Below are 20424 nucleotides of genomic sequence, written 5' to 3'. Positions count from 1 at the left end.
CAATATTGTAGGGTAAAACATGCATAAATTTACAATTCAATTCCTATAGATACCCCTATAATAACGTGCCCTCTCAGCACAGAACTAGAAGAACAGCTAGTCTTTGATAGCATTTTTCTTCTAGCAAAGGAGCGAAAGAGATGAACACGAGAGATTATTATTTTGATAATTTAAAATTCCTTCTGATTACATTGGTCGTTATTGGTCATTTAATTGAGCCTTTAAATGAAGATCCAGTACTGCGACCAATTTATTTGATGATTTATACATTTCATATTCCATTATTCGTGCTGATATCCGGTTACTTTGCTAAAAATATTGGTAGCGGTGATTATTTGAATAAAGTTATCAGTCGATTAATTGTGCCTTATTTGCTGTTTGAGTCATTATATTCGTTATTTGATTTCTGGATATATGATCGAGCAGAATTGAAGTTTTCTTATTTTACCCCTTACTGGTTGATGTGGTTCTTTTTAAGTATGATTTTGTGGAAAGTCGCAATGCCTTATATTATTCGTATTCGTTATGCTCTACCTATTGTTATTGGGATCGCTATACTTGCTGGATATGCAAATGATGCTCAATATTACGCCAGCGTATCGCGTACACTTGTGTTTTTCCCTTTCTTTCTAATCGGTTATTATATGGATAAATCATGGATCGAGAAGTTGCGTACCACTACAATGCGTATCATTTCAGGCGTCGGATTAATATCAACGTATGTGATAATGTCTTCGTATGGTTATATGTATAAAAAAGAATGGTTTTTCGGAAGCTTCTCCTATGAATCGTTAGGCCATCCTGAATGGAGTGCTGGACTTTATCGAGTTGCTGTCTATGTGGCTGCTGTACTGATTGGTGGAATGGTAATGATCTTGATTCCTCAGCGCTCACTTCCATGGATATCGACAATGGGGACAAATACGCTATATACGTATCTCCTACACGGATTTATTGTATTGTATCTGACAGCAGGCGATGCTTATGCTCATTTTACAACGACGACTGAGAAGTTATTATTAATTCCTTTAGGCATTATGTTAACGATGGTATTATCTTTTAGCAGTATCCGTTACCTTTTCAAATGGTTAGTCGAACCTAAAATGAAATTATTATTAAAACATAGCCAGAGTCGTTCTAATCGCAAAAGCCAGACTGAATAAACCAAGTATAGATGGAGGAACGTATGGAGGATATGAAAGTACAGCGCATCGATTGGAATACAGATCAATATCGAGCTTGCCTGGAATTACGTGATCAGGTGTTACGGCAACCTCTCGGACTCAGTATCTGGGACGATCCGTGGCAACAGGAGCAACACGATATTCATATCTGTGCCACTCTTGATAAAGACACTATCGGTGTTCTGTTATTACGTCCGCTTGATTCACAGCAAGTACAGATGAAGCAGGTTGCTGTGAGTGAAACGGCTAGAGGAAAGCAAGTGGGTAAAAAGTTGGTCGAACTCGCCGAACATATAGCAGTGACTGAAGGATATACAACGATTATGTTACATGCGCGTGAGAATGCTATTCCTTTTTATGAAAAAATGAATTACTTGTCGATCGGAGAACCTTTTACTGAAGTCGGCATTAATCATCGTCAAATGATCAAGCATTTCTCTTAAACGTTAATGAAGTATGTGTTGAACAGATCAGTAGTAGAATCTGTTGCAGATACTTCACTAACGTTTTTTTATTATGATTGATTGCGTGGGTATGAGACGGAATAGATATGACGTTCACTAGACGACTCCCTATCGGCAAGATATGATAATGAAGTATAAATCAGAACGTGTATATGAAGAAAGGAAATGATTATGTCAGCTATTTTATATTATAATGATTCATTTTTGCGAGAATGGACAACCACGATTGTCGAACGCAAGGAACAAGATGAGCAGTACTTTGTTCGTTTGGCAGAGACTGCTTTTTACCCGCATGGTGGAGGACAGCCTTGTGATACAGGAGTTATTAATGATATTGCTGTACTGGATGTAGTGAAAGAAGAAGAGGTTATCTGGCATCAAGTAGAGCGATTACCAATCGAGGATCAAGCAGACTGTCAATTGAACTGGGAACGTCGATTCGATCATATGCAACATCATACCGGTCAGCATTTATTATCAGCGACAGCACTTCAATTATTCGATGCCCCGACACTTAGTTTTCATTTGGGACAAGATATGGTCACAATAGATATTGACCGTTCATCGTTTAGTGATGCAGAAATGACTACATTAGAGCAAGCGGTTAATCAACGTATTTATAATAATCTGGCAATAAAAAGTTATTTTGTTAATGCAGAACAATTGGCTCAATTACCCATCGTCAAAATGCCTAAAGTGACTGAACATATTCGAATCGTGGAGATAGAAGGTGTTGAGTATAATGCTTGTGGAGGCACACATGTAGCGCAAACCGGGCAGATCAGCATCATCAAATTGTTCAAAGCTGAAAAACAAAAAGGGAGTATCCGTCTATATTTCAAATGCGGTGCTCGTGCTCTTCAAGATTATAACAATAGTCTGGATATTTTGAATACGCTTGCTGTCAAATTCAATACTGGTCGCAAAGACATTCTAGAACGCTTTGGCAAATGGGAAGAAGATCAACAACAACTCAAAACAGAATTAGAACAATTGCGTAAAGCTAACGATATACATGAAGCCAAGCAATTATCGTCTCAGATTCAAAATCAACAATTAACTCATATGTTTGAACACAAAACATTACCTGATTTGCAACGTATAGCGGCAAACTTGATGGCTGAGCAACCATTGATTGTACTTTTGGCAACCTCAAGTGAATACAAAGTATTTCTAGCTCAGAACGGTCATCCTCAGTTAGAATGTGGAGCTTTCTTTAAAGAGCATCTGTCGACGTTTAATGGAAAAGGTGGAGGAAGTGATCTGTCTGCACAAGCTACATTTACATCTGAAGCTGATCTCATCGCCTTTTATACTTTTGCAGAACAACAACTCGGCATTATGCATTAAATAGGGTGTCGTTTATCAGCAGAACTGATAAGTACTATAAGGCATTCTGATTGGAAGTCAATTGACCGCTACATCGCACTATGATAAGTTCAAAGAAGTAAATTAATTCTGATCACAATACTAGGAATTAGTATCGCAGGATGCTACAGATGGGGTGGATATTGTTGGAACTTCAAGTGATGAATAGTCCTTTTAATCAAGAGCAGGTCGATCTGCTAAATCGTCTTCTGCCTACGCTAAATACCACACAACGTATTTGGCTTAGTGGATATATTGCGGCATTGCCTGAAACGGCGGCAGGTCCGACAACAGCAAGCGCTGTTGCTACGCCAGTAGAGACAAGCCCTACAACAACAGAAACGGTATCCTTTTCCAAAGACGTAACGATCCTTTTTGGATCACAGACTGGTAATAGTAACGGCTTAGCGAAAAAGATGTCTAAAAAATTAGAAGAGCAAGGTTTTCAGATTACACTTTCATCGATGGGCGACTTCAAGCCTAATCAATTGAAAAAAGTAGAAAATCTGCTGATCGTGGTAAGTACTCAAGGAGAAGGAGATCCGCCGGATAATGCGATTCCTTTTTTCGAATTTGTGCATAGTAAACGAGCGCCTCAATTAGAACATGCACGCTTTGCAGTGTTGGGATTGGGCGATACTTCATATGAATTCTTTTGCCAGACTGGAAAAGATTTCGACAAGCGCTTAGCAGAGTTGGGTGCAGAACGTCTTGTACCTCGTGTTGATTGTGATGTGGATTTCGAAGAACCGGCAACAGCATGGATGAATGATGTACTGGCTGCTTTGACGCAATCGGCAACCGCTTCAGCTAGTTCTGCTACGACAGATCAACCCACGGTATCCAGTACAGTTGAATCAGAATATACACGGACGAATCCTTTTCAAGCTGAAGTATTGGAGAATCTTAACCTGAACGGACGTGGTTCCAGTCGGGAGACTCGCCATATTGAACTTTCATTAGAAGGTTCACATCTGGAATACCAACCTGGCGATAGTCTGGGTGTCTATCCACAGAATCATCCGCAATTAGTTAATGATATCATCTCTGCAATGAGCTGGAATAGTGATGATATCGTTACGATTAGCAAACATGGCGATCAAGCTTCTCTACACGAAGCGTTGCTTCATCATTATGAGATTACAACAGTTACCAAGCCGATTGTTCAGCAATTAGCAGAATTATCTTCAAGTGATGAACTAAAAGCATTAGTCGCACCGGGTCGTGAACAAGACCTTCGTGCTTATATCAGCGGCATTGATCTGCTGGATCTGATACAAGATCATTCTTTTGCAGGCGTGTCTGCCCAAGAATTCACTTCAGTATTACGTAAAATTCCTGCACGTTTGTATTCGATTGCAAGTAGTCCACAAGCTTTCCCAGAAGAAGTTCATGTTACTGTTCGAGCGGTTCGTTATGAAGCACGAGGTCGTGAACGTTATGGCGTATGCTCGGTTCATTTGGCAGAGCGTCTAGAAGCGGGTGATACATTACCTGTCTATATTCAGCATAATGATAATTTCCGTTTACCTGAGAATCCAGAGACACCGATTATTATGATCGGCCCGGGTACAGGAGTAGCGCCTTTTAGAGCATTTGTTGGAGAACGTGAAGAAACAGGAGCTTCTGGTAAGTCATGGTTATTCTATGGAGATCAGCATTTTGCTACTGATTTCTTGTACCAGACCGAATGGCAACGCTGGCTTAAAGATGGTGCGTTAACTCGTATGGATGTTGCTTTCTCCCGTGATACAGCTGACAAAGTCTATGTACAGCACCGCATGTTAGAACGTAGCAAAGAGTTATTCGAGTGGCTTCAAGAAGGTGCGGCTATCTATGTATGTGGTGATGAGAAACAGATGGCGAACGATGTACATTTAACACTTGAACAAATTATCGCTCAAGAAGGTCAATTAAGCCCTGAAGAAGCGACTGAATATTTAACACGGATGCAACAGGAAAAACGTTATCAACGGGATGTGTATTAAACGTTCAAGGTTCCAAGCGGTTGAACTTGATTCATTCTGTAGATATCGAGAGGAGACAGTTAGATGGGGAATCTAGAAAAAGAAAAACCGTATCCTCCACATGATCGAGCGCATAGCGATGTTGAGGATATCAAACGCAATAGTAATTATTTACGAGGTAGCTTAGAGGAAACATTGAAAGATCCGATTACCGGTTCGATTCCAGAAGATGATAACCGTCTAATGAAGCATCATGGTAGCTACATGCAGGATGATCGTGATCTACGTACCGAACGTAATAAGCAGAAGTTAGAACCTGCTTATCAATTTATGCTACGTGTGCGTGCTTCTGGTGGTGTGGTGACACCGGAACAATGGCTGATGATGGATAGTATTTCTCATAAATACGGCAACGATACGATTCGCTTAACGACACGTCAATCGTTTCAGTTGCATGGTGTATTGAAATGGAATTTGAAAAATACGATTCGTGAAGTTAACGAGTCGTTACTGAGTACACTTGCGGCTTGTGGAGACGTGAACCGTAACGTGATGTGTAATCCGAATCCCTATCAATCAGATGTACATGCTCAAGTGTACGAGTGGGCTTGTAAAGTCAGTGATCATCTCGATCCGAAGACAAGAGCGTATCACGAGATCTGGTTGGATGAAGAGAAGATTATCGACAGCAATGATGTAGAACCAGAACCGATCTATGGCGCAGTCTATTTGCCACGTAAGTTCAAGATTGGGATTGCGGTTCCACCTTCTAATGATGTAGATGTATTTTCACAAGATTTAGGCTTTATCGCTGTGGTCGAAAATGATGTATTGCTCGGATTCAACGTTTCAGTGGGTGGCGGTATGGGCATGACACACGGAGATGACAAAACATATCCGCAAGTGTCTAAAGTGATCGGATTCTGCACACCAGAACAAATGATTGATGTGGCTGAGAAAACAGTCACGATACAGCGTGACTATGGTGATCGTGCGGTACGTAAGCATGCTCGCTTCAAGTATACGATTGATGATCGTGGTCTACAGTGGTTTATAGACGAACTACATGAGCGTCTAGGCTGGCAGTTGCAGAGTGCACGTGCATTCCATTTTGATCATAATGGAGATCGTTACGGTTGGGTAAAAGGCAGTAATGGCAGATCCCACCTGACTTTATTTATTCAAAATGGACGGATTATGGATGATGGTGATTATCAGTTGATGACAGGCTTACGTGAAATTGCCAAAATTCATGATGGTGACTTCCGCCTCACAGCTAACCAAAATCTAATTATTGGCAATGTAAGCAATCGCAAAAAGAAAAAGATTGAAGAACTGATTGAGCGTCATCAATTAACCGCAGGTGCTCATTATTCTGCTCTTCGTCGTAATTCGATGGCTTGTGTATCGTTACCAACATGTGGAATGGCGATGGCAGAAGCAGAGCGTTATTTACCTGAGTTGATTGATAAGATTGAACCGATCTTAGAAGAAGCAGGTCTACGTGATGAAGATATCGTGATTCGTATGACAGGTTGTCCTAATGGATGCGCACGTCCAGCACTCGCGGAGATTTCATTTATTGGTAAAGCTCCTGGGAAATACAATATGTATCTAGGCGGTAGCTTTACAGGGCATCGTCTAAACAAGCTATACAAAGAAAACATTGGTGAAGAAGAGATTTTGAACTCACTACGTCCGATGGTGAATCAATATGCCAAAGAACGGATCGCTGGCGAGCATTTCGGTGATTTTGTAATTCGTGCAGGTTATGTAGAAGAAGTATTAGACGGTATGCAGTTCCATGCTTAATGATTAGTATCTCAGCTACAATTTAAATGATTATATCCAAATCCTTTACAGTACCTTTTATGCTGTAAAGGATTTTTTTATGTATTTCAATTATAAAATCTCCGCAATTATAACGTTGAGTTGTTAACGATTTCCCCCTATAATAAAACGAGGAAAAAAGTCTAACAGAAAAGGTGTTATATCAACCATGAGTATATTAAATGTAGAGAAGTTAAGTCACGGATTTGGTGATCGTGCTATTTTTAAAGATGTATCATTTCGTCTGCTAAAAGGCGAGCATATCGGCTTAATCGGAGCGAATGGTGAAGGTAAGTCTACTTTTATGAATATCGTTACAGGCAAATTACAGCCAGATGAAGGTAAAGTAGAATGGTCGAAGCGTGTACGTGTAGGTTATTTGGATCAACATGCTATTCTGGATAAAGGCATGAGTATTCGTGATGTATTAAAAGGTGCTTTCCAATACTTGCTTGATATGGAGCAAGAGATGAATGATATGTACGGCAAAATGGGAGATGTGACTCCTGAAGAACTAGAAGAATTGTTAGAGCAAGTGGGTACGATTCAAGATACACTAACTGCTCAAGATTTCTACTTGATCGATGCCAAAGTCGATGAAACGGCGCGTGGTCTAGGATTAACAGATATCGGTCTTGATAAAGATGTGAACGATCTCAGTGGTGGTCAACGTACCAAAGTCTTACTTGCCAAATTGCTGCTTGAAAAACCAGATATCCTTTTGCTGGATGAGCCGACCAACTATCTAGATGAAGTGCATATTGAATGGTTGAAGCGCTATTTGCTTGATTATGAGAATGCTTTTATTCTGATCTCTCATGATATTCCTTTCTTAAATAGTGTGATCAATATTATTTACCATATGGAAAATCAGGAATTAAGCCGTTATGTAGGCGATTATGATTACTTCCAAGAAGTCTATGATATGAAAAAACAACAGCTCGAATCTGCTTTCAAGCGTCAACAACAAGAGATTTCACAGTTAAAAGACTTTGTAGCACGTAACAAAGCAAGTGTAGCGACTCGTAATATGGCGATGTCCCGTCAGAAGAAGCTGGATAAAATGGATGTGATCGAACTTGCACAAGAACGTCCGAAACCGCAGTTCAACTTCAAAGTCGGTCGTACCGCAGGCAAATTGATTTTCGAAACGAACAATTTGATTATTGGTTATGATGAGCCATTGTCCAGACCGCTTGATCTCAAAATGGAACGTGGTCAAAAAATCGCTTTAGTCGGTGCCAATGGTATTGGTAAAACGACATTACTACGTAGCATTCTAGGCGAAATTCAAGCGATTTCGGGTACGGTACAACGTGGAGAACATCAGCAAATTGGTTATTTTGAGCAAGAAATGAAAGGCGACAATTACAATTCTTGTATTGAAGAGATTTGGAAAGAGTTCCCTTCGTATTCCCAGTTCGAAGTTCGTGCTGCACTAGCCAAATGTGGACTAACGACCAAGCATATCGAAAGTAAAATTGCTGTACTGAGCGGTGGCGAAAAAGCTAAAGTTCGTCTCTGTAAATTGATCAATCGTGAAACGAATATTCTTGTACTGGATGAGCCAACGAACCATTTGGATGTCGATGCCAAAGACGAGCTTAAACGTGCGCTTCAAGCGTACAAAGGCAGTATTTTGATGATCTCTCACGAACCTGAATTCTATCGTGATATCGTGACAGAGACTTGGAATTGTGAAGATTGGACAACAAAAGTATTTTAATTTAATAAATAGAGATTACAGTAGAAAGAGTGCTTACAGGCACTCTTTTTTATTGTTTATTTTTAAATGTATATATTGATATAAAAGTTATTGTATAATGTAAAACGAAGTCTAATCTTACATTAATAAGAGAGATCGACTACTTTTTATTCATTTCAAAGGAGAATCAAATGAACAATCTGGAGATTGCTTTATTGATCGTGATTGGTTTAATTGCTGTAGGGATTATCATGACAGGTCTACGTTGGATGAGTCTGAGTAACAAACGTAAGCAAAGTGGAGCAGTTGTGGAACCTAGCCATGGTGTTCTTGCCTTTACACCTGAAGAAATTGCGAAAAAACTGCTGTTTGTTTTTCTCAATACTGAATTTCTGTTTGTTGCTCTTTATCTATTAATCTATGTCAAATCCACTACAGCTAATATGATTGCTTATGTACTGCTTGCTGTATATATTGTCGGCACGATCTATAATATTATTGTAAATATCCGTAAGTTCAAGACCAATGAATAAATGAATAAGGGTCAATAGGATTGAATGGAGAAGTACATAGATACAAGGTTATCCTGACGAAACATTCCGTCCTAAAGGCAAATGAACATCTGCTGAAAGTGCTGTTATTTGGAAAAGATGACTGGATATGCACGTTATTGTGAACCAAAATGAACAGAAACAGCAGGAATGAACTTGTTCACGCATCTTTTTACGAGTATAATTAGACACTGACTGATTATATAGATTTAATATTAGAAAGAGAGCGGGATAACTATGGGCCGTAAATGGAATAATATTAAAGAGAAGAAAGCTTCAAAAGATGCTAACACAAGTCGTGTCTATGCCAAATTTGGAGTTGAAATTTATGTAGCTGCGAAGAAAGGCGATCCCGATCCGGAAACTAACCGTGCATTGAAAGTCGTTGTTGAACGCGCAAAAACATATAACGTACCTAAAGCGATTATCGATCGTGCACTTGAAAAAGCAAAAGGTAGCGGAGATGAGCAGTATGCTGAACTTCGTTATGAAGGCTTTGGTCCAAATGGTTCTATGATTATTGTGGACGCTTTAACTAATAACGTAAACCGTACTGCACCAGAAGTTCGTTCTGCTTTTAACAAAAACGGCGGTAATATGGGTGTGGCTGGTTCTGTTGCTTACATGTTCGATTCTACAGCAGTAATCGGAATCACAGGCAAAACAGCAGATGAAGTCTTGGAAATTTTGATGGAAGCAGATGTTGATGCTCGCGATATTCTTGAAGAAGATGAAGCGGTTATTGTCTATGCTGAACCGGATCAATTCCATGCTGTACAAGAAGCGTTCAAAGAAGCCGGTGTTACTGAATTTACCGTTGCTGAATTAACGATGTTGCCACAAAATTACCTTACTCTTCCGGATGAAGCAGCGTATGCACAATTTGAAAAATTAATTGATGCGCTTGAAGACTTGGAAGATGTACAACAGGTTTATCACAATGTAGAGTTCGAAGACTAAGATTCTACGTATGTAGTAGGATATATGATAGATTACTTTAAGCCCTTTGCCTGTTTATTCGGTAGAGGGCTTTTGTATATAATTACATATTGTTTGAGAAAGGTGACTCTGCGGGTAAAGAATGAATTATGTCGAAAGATTAAATAAAGAATAGACTATAGGAAATGAGAAGGTGACTGTACATGAAAAAAAATATTGCAGATTCAGTTGTAGAATCATTAATCAATGCAGGTGTTAAACGCATTTACGGAATCGTAGGCGATTCATTGAACGCTATTATGGATTCTGTACGTCGATCCGGTCAAATCCAGTGGATTCATGTTCGTCATGAAGAAGTGGCTGCTTTTGCCGCAGGAGCAGAAGCGGAATTAGAAGGTAGTATTGCTGTCTGTGCAGGAAGTAGTGGCCCGGGTAATCTGCATTTAATTAATGGATTGTATGATTGTTATCGCAATCGTGTACCTGTGCTAGCCATTGCTGCTCATATTCCAAGTGATGAGATTGGAAGTAGTTATTTTCAGGCGACACATCCAGAACAAATTTTTCAAGAATGTAGTGCTTTTTGTGAAACGATTATGACAGAGAAGCAAATGCCACGTACGATCAACATGGCGATCCAGACAGCTATAGCGCAATCTACAGTATCCGTTATTATTTTACCCGGAGATATTGCTGCACTAGAAGCAGGAAAACATCCTGTATCTGAAATTCCCGGTCATGTGACTCGTCCAGTCGTTCACCCTTCCACAGATGAATTGCAAAAGCTAGCCACCTACTTAAACGAAGGCAAAAAAATCAGTCTATTATGTGGTGCAGGATGTAAAGGTGCTCATGCTGAAGTGATGCAATTAGCAGAACGATTGCAATCTCCAATGGTGACTGCGCTTAGAGGGAAAGAACATTTAGAATATAACAATCCTTATTTTGCAGGTTTATCAGGATTGATCGGTTATTCTTCCGGTTATCATACGATGATGGATTGTGATGTACTCTTAATGTTAGGTACTGATTTCCCGTATCGTCAATTTTATCCTGAGAAAGCCATTATTTTGCAAGTGGATATTGATCCTTCTCATATCGGAAGACGGACAAATGTGAATTACGGACTCTGCGGAGATGTCAAACATACGATAGAACAATTATTACCTTTACTTACAACAGTACATGATTCGAATCATTTGCAGAAATGTGTAGATCGTTATACCAAAGTACGCGAAGGACTAGATGAATTAGCTGTTGGCAAACCAGGGCATACTCCAATTCATCCGCAATACCTCATGAAACTGTTAAGTGATGCAGCGACTGATGATGCGATCTTTACAGCAGACGTCGGGACGCCAACAGTATGGGCGGCTCGTTATCTACAAATGAACGGTCAACGTCGTCTTTTGGGCTCATTTAATCATGGGACGATGGCAAATGCACTTCCACAAGCGATCGGAGCGCAAGCCACCGCTCCAGAGCGTCAGGTGATCTCTTTATCCGGTGATGGTGGGTTATCGATGTTAATGGGCGATCTATTGACGTTAAAACAACATCAATTGCCTATCAAGACTGTTGTCTTCAATAACGGCGCACTTGGCTTTGTCGAACTGGAAATGAAAGCAGCAGGTTTTCTTGAAACAGGGACTTCGCTTGTGAACCCTGACTTTTCGGCTGTAGCAAATGCGTTAGGCATTATGGGGATTCGAGTTGAAGATCCTGCTGACCTTCCTTCTGCAATTGAGCGTATGCTTGCTCATGATGGTCCTGTACTACTTGATGTGGTCATTAACCGTCAAGAACTATCCATGCCACCGAAAATCACACTCAAACAAGCAGAAGGATTTACAGTATGGAGTATGAAAGCGATCCTTAATGGACGTGGTGATGAGATCATTGATTTGGCAAAAAGTAATCTTTTACGTTAAATCATTTCTTTTGGGTAATAGATAGTATGAGAAAACAAAGAAAAACACAAGGAGGTACTCTTATGGGTAACCCGATTAAAGATATCAAAAAAAGTATCGACAAATGTAAAGCCACCGCAGACCAGATCAAATTGACTTTGGATGATGTCAAAAAAGATGTAGATGGTGTAAAGAAAAATGTAGATCGTATTAAAGGTGAAGCGCAACAAAAGTCTGCTGACTTGAAAGTAGCAATGGCGACGATTAAAGGAGCAGGGGATAATACCAAAGAAATCGGTAACTCATTCATGTTATGTCTGCATGAAGTGAAAGCACTATTTTCGATGAAAGAAGAATCAACGTTGACGACATCTACGTCTACTTATTCTGAAAGCACAGGTGAACATCAACCTTCACTTCAATCCTCATCTCGTTATTAATCATCATAAACAAATCAACAGGATCATCTGCATACTTTTGTGCATATGATCCTGTTTTTTTGTAATTCAATCATTAACATACAAGATCATACAAGACTTGGTCACAATTGAGAGTCACTAGATATTCAAAATAAGTTCGACAATTCTGTGTTATAATCAATCTATATTACATAGAGGTCGAGGTGTCTGAATCATGGCAAATGAATTAATACATTCTTTAAACGAACAAATGAACTTTGAATTTTATTCGGCGCATACGTATATGGCAATGGCTGCTTACTGTTCAGGAGAAAGTCTGGATGGATTTGCTAACTTCTTTATTGTTCAAGCAGAAGAAGAACGTTTCCATGCGATGAAAATCTACAAATTTCTAAATGACCGTGGATACCGTGCTACACTTACAGCGATGCCTGAACCAACCAACGAATACACATCGATGCTTGATGTATTTGAACATGGCTATGCACATGAGAAACGAAATACAGAGAAGTTTTATCATCTGGCAGATTTAGCGCTTAATGAGCGTGAACATGCAACCATCTATTTCTTGAAATGGTTTATTGATGAGCAAGTAGAAGAAGAGGCTTTGTTCGATAATCTAATCCAAAAGTTACGTCGTATTGAACAAGACAGTAATGCTTTCTATATGATGGATACCGAATTTGCTGGACGTTCGTTCACTGCTCCTGCACTATAATAAAATAAAAAACTAAAATCCAAAAAGCCTACCTTTTACGGTAGGCTTTTTCATGGAAAGAAATAATATGACGAAATAGAGATTCTCCTTGATCATCGACAACAAAGTCAGCTTGTACAGGTAATACCATTGCACGATAAGGTTCGGGAACCCAGATATATTGATGTACATAAGAGGTCGCAATAAAGCCGCACTTTTCCCAAAATAATAATCGGCTTTGATTCAGCGGAGTATCCTCAGCTTCCACTTCGATCACAATAGCCGCCAAAGAATACTCCTGAATCGCCCATTGCTTGATCTGTTCCAAAAAAGACATCCCAATTCCTTGATCACGCCAATCGTGATGCACAGCCATATAATCAATAATTAATATATATTCAGCAGAAGAACCGACCAGACCCGTGATCGCCATCGCTATTACCTGATCTTGATCCATTAAAGCATGAATAAACGTATGATTTTGCTCCAGCATGGTACGCAATATCCTTTTGGGCTTCGCTCCATGTGGAAATGCTTCTTCATAAATAGGTTGAATCTTTTGCCATAATGATTCATCCCATGTTGTAGTTGTAACCCATTGTAATGATGTCATACCGTTCTCCCTCCACAATATCGCTTTCCTTATTCTATTAGACCAAACATCCTATATTCTAACCAACGTAAAATATTTCATTTCCTTCTTAGGTAAAAAGAGGTAAAGTTAGAAATAATATAAATGATTATTAAGTCACATTAGTATGGTTTCTATCTTTTTTTCTATATTTTTCTTAAAGGAGTTTTTGTATGAGTTCTGCCACTAACTATAGAGCATCGTATCAGTCCTATTTAACCCGTCAAGATGTAGATGGTTCCAAAATGAGGTACATATTTATTATCAATACAGCCGATAGTCTACAGCGGTATATGAAGCGTAATAATATGCAATCCGTCTTGACCAAGCTGTCACCGTTATCGATGTTCGGTGATATTGAAGTGATCGCCCAGACCGAAGGATCTTTTTACAAGTTACCTCATTTTGCAGAAGTGACCGCTTCTCATTATATGAAAACACATATTTACGGTAAAGATCCATTACGTGGAGAAAAAATAGATTTATTCGCAGAACTATTTCATACCAGTGAATTAACACATATTATCTGGTTTACAGATGAAGAAGTTACACCGTATACACGAGTCATTCAATCGATGAATGCACCGCATATGTTCTGGAATTTTGTATCGATTAAAGGATCACCTTTACGGTGTGCTGGAAAACCACCTAAAAATATTATGCTAACGCATATTCCTAAGATTTCTAGTCTAGCTACTTCGGTATTATATCGTAAATTGTTGAATAAATTTGCGCAGTATGTAAACAAAACAGATTTACCGATGCATGGACGAGTACGCATCAGTCAGATCGAAAACATAGCAGATTCACAACATGTGATCAAAGGCTCCAAATCCAAAGTAGAACAAACCAATCTCAAAGTAGGGATCGGTTGGAAAACAGTCGAAGGGGAATGTCTAAGCGCGGCGATGTTGCTTGCCAATAATCAATTAGCTGATGCTGAAAATATCGCTTTTTTCGGTAATAAATCCACGATCGGGATGACCCATGTCGATGGACGAGAATTACCAACAGAAGATATGGAGCAATACACTGTCAATCTATCGGCAGTAGAGCAAGCAGGGCAAGATAAGATTCTATTTTCACTGGTTATGCCTGATGGTACGCCTGAACAATTATATATTCGTGTGCTCACTTACGATAATCGTGAATTGATTCGTTTTCATATTGATATGGAGACATGTGCTTCTAATACAGCGCTAGAATTGGGTGCATTATACTACTACAAGCAAGAATGGCGCTTTAATGCTATCGGGAACGGTTATAATGCTGGCATGGAAAAGATCGGTGCCAATTATGGGATTCCTGATCTGACGGATACGTATAATTTCACGCCAGAAGTGTTAGAAGATATCGCTTTAAATGGTAAAACGTTTGAGTATCATATGCAGGATTTGTTTACCAAATTAGGCTATGAAGTCGAAGTCCCTACCAGTGATCCTTATGCTCCTGATTATGGGGTGGATCTGATTGCGATCAAAGGCGGAGTACGCAAAGCGGTGCAGTTAAAATGCTTTAGCAATGTGGTTCCAATCAAAGCTGTACAAGAAGTATATGCAGGCGCAAGAATGTACAATTGCGACAAATATATGGTTGTAGCAACAAATTATTTTAGCCGTGCTGCGCTACAATTAGCAGAACAATTAGATGTAGAAATATGGGATAAAATGCAGTTAGCCAAAGTGGAAGATCGTTTGCGCTCACGTATCGGAGTCTCTGATGAAAGTGAACTCAAGCTCAAATTATCTAAAAAAGATGTAGAAGACGAGATTGATATCGATATTTCTGCTTTTCTCGTCGATGGATCGGATCAATGTCAAAGTGATGAAGATTTAATTTTCTACAATCAGACTGATCACCCGAGTGGATGTATACGATTGATCAACGATAATGCATGGGAAAAAATGATGTATATCGATCTATCCATTTTGCCTGCATATTGCGAGAAAATTGTGATTGTAGGTTCACTCGATGCGTATAAGCAAAAAGTGGAATTGACGATTGATAATGAACTGAACTTGTATCATACGTTTGAATATATGCCGAGTACAGTATGTGATACACTCGTATTAGGTCAATTCCGCAAAATCGATGGGGAATGGGCATTTACCACTTCGGAAACGTATTTTGTCGGTGGATTAGAAGAAGCTTGCAAAATGTATGGTCTAACTACGGGTTAACTGTTAGTGCTGTATGTTCATCAATAGATTCATGTTCAATATAAGATAGAAAGTCGCTCTACGTAGCGGCTTTTTTACTTTTTTTTCAACGATACAAGGTACATAAGTTATCATTCTAATGATAATACGATCTATGCCATTCTATAAATCTGCAATATCGTACAAGACTTTTAACAATAATATTGATTAAAATAGAATCAGAACCCAGCAGGTTAGGAGGATAACAAGATGGCAAATGAACTCAGGACATTACATTTGGATACTCAGCTTCAGATAGAAGCTTATCAATTTCAAGGTATTATGCAGAAATTTTCTCCTCATTTTCATGAGTATTATGTGATCGGATTTATTGAAGCAGGTCAAAGGCAATTGATCTGTAAAGGGAAAGAATACATTATTAATCCGGGTGATTTACTGTTATTTAATCCATATGATATTCATAGCTGTGAACAGATCGATCATCTCACTCTGGACTACCGCTGTATCAACGTTAGTATTGATGTGATGCGAGAGTTTAACCAAGGAGAACTTCCTTATTTTGCTTACAATGTACTTGTAGATCATCCATTAACTCAGACGTTAAAGCAGTTACATTCATCTATTGTGAGCGCAGAAGATCAGCTTGCCAAAGAAGCACTATTCCAGCAATTACTACAATCTTTGATTGAGCAATATACAGATATGTCTGTGCAACATGCACATGCAGTATCTCATCAACACCCAGATATCCAGACCGTCTGTCATTACCTGGAGCAACATTATTCGCAGACCGTGACGCTGGCTGAATTAAGTGATCTGATAGGCTATAACAAATATCAATTGATTCGTGCTTTTCAAGATGAGAAAAAGATTACTCCTTACAATTACTTGGAGACGATACGTATTAACAAAGCGAAAGAACTGCTAGAGCAAGGCACACCTTTGATCGAAGTCGCTATACACACAGGATTCAGTGATCAAAGCCATTTCAGCAAGTTTTTCAAAAAAATGGTCGGTCTAACACCCAAGCAGTATCTCAATGTCTTTCGACAAGAACGGTTGAGTTCTTAAATGGAACATCTGTTGACCTACATATTAATGGCTGTGTTGATGTCGATGTTACCGGGTACAGATACGGTATTGATTATGCGGAATTATTTTGCCTATGGAGCCAAAGGGGCTTATTATACTGTAATTGGTATTGCAACAGGATTGTTGTTCTGGACATGTATTGCGGTGTTAGGTCTTTCTGTAGCGATCTCGCAATCTGTTTTTGTTTTCAATCTGATTCGATATGTAGGAGCAGCATACTTATTGTATATCGGGATTAGAGTATTATTGACCCGAAGTCATTTGCAAATTCAATCTTTACAACCTACCGATTCATCTGTGATGATGCATCAGCCTACCAAGCATTACAAAGAATCATTGTTACAAGGTATGATCAGTAATATTCTAAATCCCAAAACAGTGCTCGTATATGTTACTTTTATTCCTCAATTTATTGATACAGAAGGGCATGTGCATCAGCAATTACTGTATCTAGGATTGATTCTAACGTTGATTGCTGTAATCTGGTTTATCGTATTAGTCGGATTACTTCAACATCTTCAACACGTATTACAAAAGCCTAAAGTACAGCTTGTTTTCCAAAAGTTAACCGGACTTGCGCTAATCGGATTTGGTGTGAAAACAGCTCTATAATTATTTAGGTAGTAATTTTAAGTGTAGGTTTTATATGAGCGATTATGTATAACTTTGACTCCCATTATAAGAAGGATAGCAAGACGAATGGGTCGTTCAAAACCTTTGTTTGTTTTCTATAGTATGCCTTGTCTTGACAAGTCGATAGCATTTCCCACATACTAAATAAACCCTATTTATTATGTATTAGGAAAGGTTATTATGAAAAAGATAAGTACTCATTTAATCAAAGAAATTAATCTAAGCAATGTGCGCCGTGTGATGAAAGATATCGAAGTCGGTACTAAGCCACAGATCGCTGAATTGACTCAATTAAGTGTTGTTACCATTAACTCATTGATCAAAGAATTAGTGGAACAGGGCGAGATTGCTGAAGACAAAATGATTCCTTCTAATGGTGGTCGACCGGCTTTGACCTATCGTTATAATTATAATTTCAGTATGGCTCTGGTCATCTATATGAATGTAAAGCAAGGCAAAGATACCACTTCGGCAAGTGTTATCAATTTACGAGAAGATATTTTAGAAAAAAAAGAGTATCATATGCCGATCTTTGAACGTGAAAGCTTTTACGAAATGATCGATTATTATCTTGCTCGTTATCCTGCCATCAAAGTGATAGGAGTGGGCATCCCGGGACAAGCAATCGACGGACAGATTATTGTAAGTAGCCACCCTAATCTACAAGGTGTGCGTATGAGTGAAGATATTCAATCTCATTTTGGTATTCCAGTTGTGTTGGAAAATGATATTAATGCTGCGATTACTGGATATTATGTACAGCAGGAATCACCACAAGAACAATGCATCGTAGGGATGTATTTTCCAGAGAAGTATTGTCCGGGTATGGGAATCCATCTGAATGGGCAATTGATCAAAGGGAAACATGGTATGGCAGGAGAGATTAAGTTTTTGCCAATCAATATTGATTGGGAAAGCGATCTTAGCAAAGATACTTTTCTAGAAACGCTGTGTCATTTAGTTCAGACGACGAATGCTATTCTAGCACCACAACAGATCATTATGTATCAAAGTTATATTCAAGAAGAAGAGTGGGCTCCGTATTGGGAAGCATATCAAGTGAAGCGTGCTATGCCTTCTTATCCTGAACTTATTTTCCTAGATTCATTCCATGATGACTTTGAAATTGGAATGAAATGGTTAACACTCAAAGCATTAGAACCCTTTCTATCGCATATTCCGAATATTTAAATACTCTCATTACGCAATGAGAGTATTTTTTTATAAATAAAGTAAGATCGTATTGACAGTTAATACAGTCTATTGCATACTTAATAAATATTCTTTATTAAGTTGGTTTATTTAATTAGATATTATCATGTTGGAGGGGTATTGTCGGATGGCTACTTGGTTTCTTATTGTTATTTATCTTGCATTTATCAGTTTAGGGATTCCGGATGCATTGCTTGGTTCAGCATGGCCGGTCATGCATCCACAAATTGGAGCTTCACTTGAATCTGCTGGCTTATTATCTATGATTATTGCAGCAGGTACGATTGTATCCAGTCTAGCAAGTGGAACGATTATCAAAAAATGGGGAACCGGGCAGCTTACATTATTTAGCTGTGCGTTGACGGCTAGTGCTTTGCTAGGATTTTCATTTGCTCCTTCGTTATTATGGTTAGCTTTATTAGCTATTCCATTAGGGCTTGGTGCAGGCGCAGTAGATGCTGCACTTAACCATTATGTAGCCAATCATTATAAAGCCCATCATATGAGCTGGTTGCACTGCTTCTGGGGAGTCGGAGCAATGACAGGACCGATCATTATGTCTTATTTTATCGCTAAACATGGATCATGGCGTGAAGGATATTCGACGGTATCTATGATTCAATGGGGACTGGTTCTTATCTTACTAGTTACTTTACCCCTTTGGAAAAAAGTAGCGAACCTTCAACAATCCAAAGTCGATCATAACGACCTATCTGATCCATCATCGGAACCGACAAATGATACTTCTACAGATGTGAATTCAAAAAAGGTTCATCCGATCCGTATCAAAGGCGTAAAGATGACATTGATTGCATTTCTATTCTACTGTGGAGTAGAATCGACTGTCGGCTTATGGGGTGCTAGTTATCTTGTAGGTGCTAAATCAATGACTGCTGAAACCGCCGCTCTGTGGGTGTCTTTGTATTATGGCGGCATTACCGTAGGTCGATTGATAACCGGCTTTATTACGATGAAAGTCAACAATCGTATTTTGATTCTGGCAGGTCAGATTATCGCAGTGAGTGGAGTAGTGCTTATGTTACTTCCTTTACCTAATATCGCCAGTATGATCGGGTTAATTTTGATCGGTGTAGGCTTCGCACCTGTGTATCCAGGATTAATCCATGAAACGCCACATCGCTTCGGTAAAGTGAATTCAGCTCAACTGATTGGATACCAGATGGCAGTTGCTTATACAGGAACTACCTTTTTACCACCGCTATTCGGTGTTTTAGCATCTCAATGGAGTATTCAGTTGTTTCCTATTGTCGTGCTGATCTTTATAGTAGGGATGTTGTTAAGCTCTGAATCTGTAAATGTAGCACTCAAAAAAAGACAATCAAACCACTATTAATAACATCTTATTTTTTCGGACTTCTAATGACTACTGTATCTACTTAAAGTAGGAAATTGTTTGTATATCTGACTGAATAGAAAGAAGGGAGTATTATGTTACTCATTTCAGGATTAATTCTATGGATGTTATTATGTATTGTCATTTTATTCGGTGCTAGTTATGCAGCAACAGACAAAGTCCCAGATCTAGACAAGAAGAACTCTAAATCAGATGATCCATTTGCTTATTTATTTCCTTTATAACAAAGCTCTTTATTATAGAAATCTTTTTTCAAGTGTTTAGTAATCTATCTTTCTTATAAATACC

18 protein-coding genes are annotated in these 20424 nt (G+C 38.9%); 17 read left to right on the top strand and 1 reads right to left on the bottom strand.

Annotation, left to right across the window (positions count from 1 at the left end; genetic code table 11):
• Positions 1-140 precede the first annotated feature (140 nt).
• The 11 genes from PO903_RS16855 (at position 141) to PO903_RS16805 (ending at position 13055) form a co-directional block, all read left to right on the top strand.
• The gene (locus PO903_RS16855; RefSeq protein WP_273594047.1) at positions 141-1163 is read left to right on the top strand and encodes an acyltransferase family protein; all 1023 of its coding nucleotides are present in this window, start codon (positions 141-143) and stop codon (positions 1161-1163) included.
• A 23-nt stretch (positions 1164-1186) separates the two neighbouring features.
• Complete coding sequence (locus PO903_RS16850) at positions 1187-1627, top strand: GNAT family N-acetyltransferase (protein ID WP_273594046.1); 441 nt, start codon at positions 1187-1189, stop codon at positions 1625-1627.
• A gap of 192 nt (positions 1628-1819) precedes the next feature.
• The gene (locus tag PO903_RS16845; RefSeq protein ID WP_273594045.1) at positions 1820-2998 is read left to right on the top strand and encodes an alanyl-tRNA editing protein; all 1179 of its coding nucleotides are present in this window, start codon (positions 1820-1822) and stop codon (positions 2996-2998) included.
• Positions 2999-3162: 164 nt separating this feature from the next.
• Positions 3163-5004 carry an assimilatory sulfite reductase (NADPH) flavoprotein subunit gene (locus PO903_RS16840; RefSeq protein WP_273594670.1) on the top strand — a complete coding sequence of 614 codons (1842 nt, stop codon included), beginning with the start codon at positions 3163-3165 and terminating at the stop codon, positions 5002-5004.
• 63 nt (positions 5005-5067) lie between these two features.
• Positions 5068-6795 (top strand): assimilatory sulfite reductase (NADPH) hemoprotein subunit, encoded by a 1728-nt coding sequence (gene cysI / locus PO903_RS16835; RefSeq protein ID WP_273594044.1) that lies wholly within the window; start codon positions 5068-5070, stop codon positions 6793-6795.
• Between the two features lie 187 nt (positions 6796-6982).
• Positions 6983-8539, top strand: a complete 1557-nt coding sequence (gene abc-f, locus PO903_RS16830; RefSeq protein WP_273594043.1) for a ribosomal protection-like ABC-F family protein — start codon at positions 6983-6985, stop codon at positions 8537-8539.
• A gap of 170 nt (positions 8540-8709) precedes the next feature.
• Positions 8710-9051 carry a hypothetical protein gene (locus tag PO903_RS16825; RefSeq protein ID WP_273594042.1) on the top strand — a complete coding sequence of 114 codons (342 nt, stop codon included), beginning with the start codon at positions 8710-8712 and terminating at the stop codon, positions 9049-9051.
• A gap of 255 nt (positions 9052-9306) precedes the next feature.
• Positions 9307-10029 (top strand): YebC/PmpR family DNA-binding transcriptional regulator, encoded by a 723-nt coding sequence (locus PO903_RS16820; RefSeq protein ID WP_069328630.1) that lies wholly within the window; start codon positions 9307-9309, stop codon positions 10027-10029.
• Positions 10030-10211: 182 nt separating this feature from the next.
• Positions 10212-11939 carry a ubiquinone-dependent pyruvate dehydrogenase gene (gene poxB / locus PO903_RS16815; protein WP_069328629.1) on the top strand — a complete coding sequence of 576 codons (1728 nt, stop codon included), beginning with the start codon at positions 10212-10214 and terminating at the stop codon, positions 11937-11939.
• Between the two features lie 62 nt (positions 11940-12001).
• Positions 12002-12358: a DUF948 domain-containing protein gene (locus PO903_RS16810; protein WP_137221904.1), complete on the top strand. Its 357-nt coding sequence runs from the start codon at positions 12002-12004 to the stop codon at positions 12356-12358.
• Positions 12359-12551: 193 nt separating this feature from the next.
• Complete coding sequence (locus PO903_RS16805; RefSeq protein ID WP_069328627.1) at positions 12552-13055, top strand: ferritin; 504 nt, start codon at positions 12552-12554, stop codon at positions 13053-13055.
• A 28-nt stretch (positions 13056-13083) separates the two neighbouring features.
• Here PO903_RS16805 and PO903_RS16800 read toward each other — a convergent pair whose 3' ends face one another.
• On the bottom strand, positions 13084-13647 hold the full coding sequence (locus PO903_RS16800) for a GNAT family N-acetyltransferase (RefSeq protein ID WP_069328626.1): 564 nt from the start codon (positions 13645-13647) through the stop codon (positions 13084-13086).
• A gap of 191 nt (positions 13648-13838) precedes the next feature.
• On the opposite strand from PO903_RS16800, the gene PO903_RS16795 reads away from it, so the two are divergent.
• The 6 genes from PO903_RS16795 to PO903_RS16770 all read left to right on the top strand — a co-directional run bounded on the left by PO903_RS16795 (position 13839) and on the right by PO903_RS16770 (position 20360).
• The gene (locus PO903_RS16795) at positions 13839-15845 is read left to right on the top strand and encodes a TerD family protein (RefSeq protein ID WP_273594041.1); all 2007 of its coding nucleotides are present in this window, start codon (positions 13839-13841) and stop codon (positions 15843-15845) included.
• 228 nt (positions 15846-16073) lie between these two features.
• A complete protein-coding gene (locus PO903_RS16790) occupies positions 16074-16895 on the top strand; it encodes an AraC family ligand binding domain-containing protein (protein ID WP_273594040.1) in 822 nt (273 codons plus the stop codon).
• Positions 16896-17528 (top strand): LysE family translocator, encoded by a 633-nt coding sequence (locus tag PO903_RS16785; RefSeq protein ID WP_069328623.1) that lies wholly within the window; start codon positions 16896-16898, stop codon positions 17526-17528.
• A 201-nt stretch (positions 17529-17729) separates the two neighbouring features.
• Positions 17730-18740: an ROK family protein gene (locus tag PO903_RS16780; protein ID WP_273594039.1), complete on the top strand. Its 1011-nt coding sequence runs from the start codon at positions 17730-17732 to the stop codon at positions 18738-18740.
• 148 nt (positions 18741-18888) lie between these two features.
• A complete protein-coding gene (locus tag PO903_RS16775; protein ID WP_273594038.1) occupies positions 18889-20115 on the top strand; it encodes an MFS transporter in 1227 nt (408 codons plus the stop codon).
• 95 nt (positions 20116-20210) lie between these two features.
• Entirely contained in the window at positions 20211-20360 is a 150-nt protein-coding gene (locus PO903_RS16770) for a hypothetical protein (RefSeq protein ID WP_161594223.1), read from the top strand.
• The last annotated feature ends 64 nt before the right edge of the window (positions 20361-20424 follow it).

Origin of the sequence: Paenibacillus sp. PK4536, from assembly GCF_028594455.2 — a bacterium.
Classification (GTDB): domain Bacteria; phylum Bacillota; class Bacilli; order Paenibacillales; family Paenibacillaceae; genus Saccharibacillus; species Saccharibacillus nuruki.
Note: the sequence above shows the minus strand (reverse complement) of the source record. Positions and strands in the feature narration are given on the sequence as shown.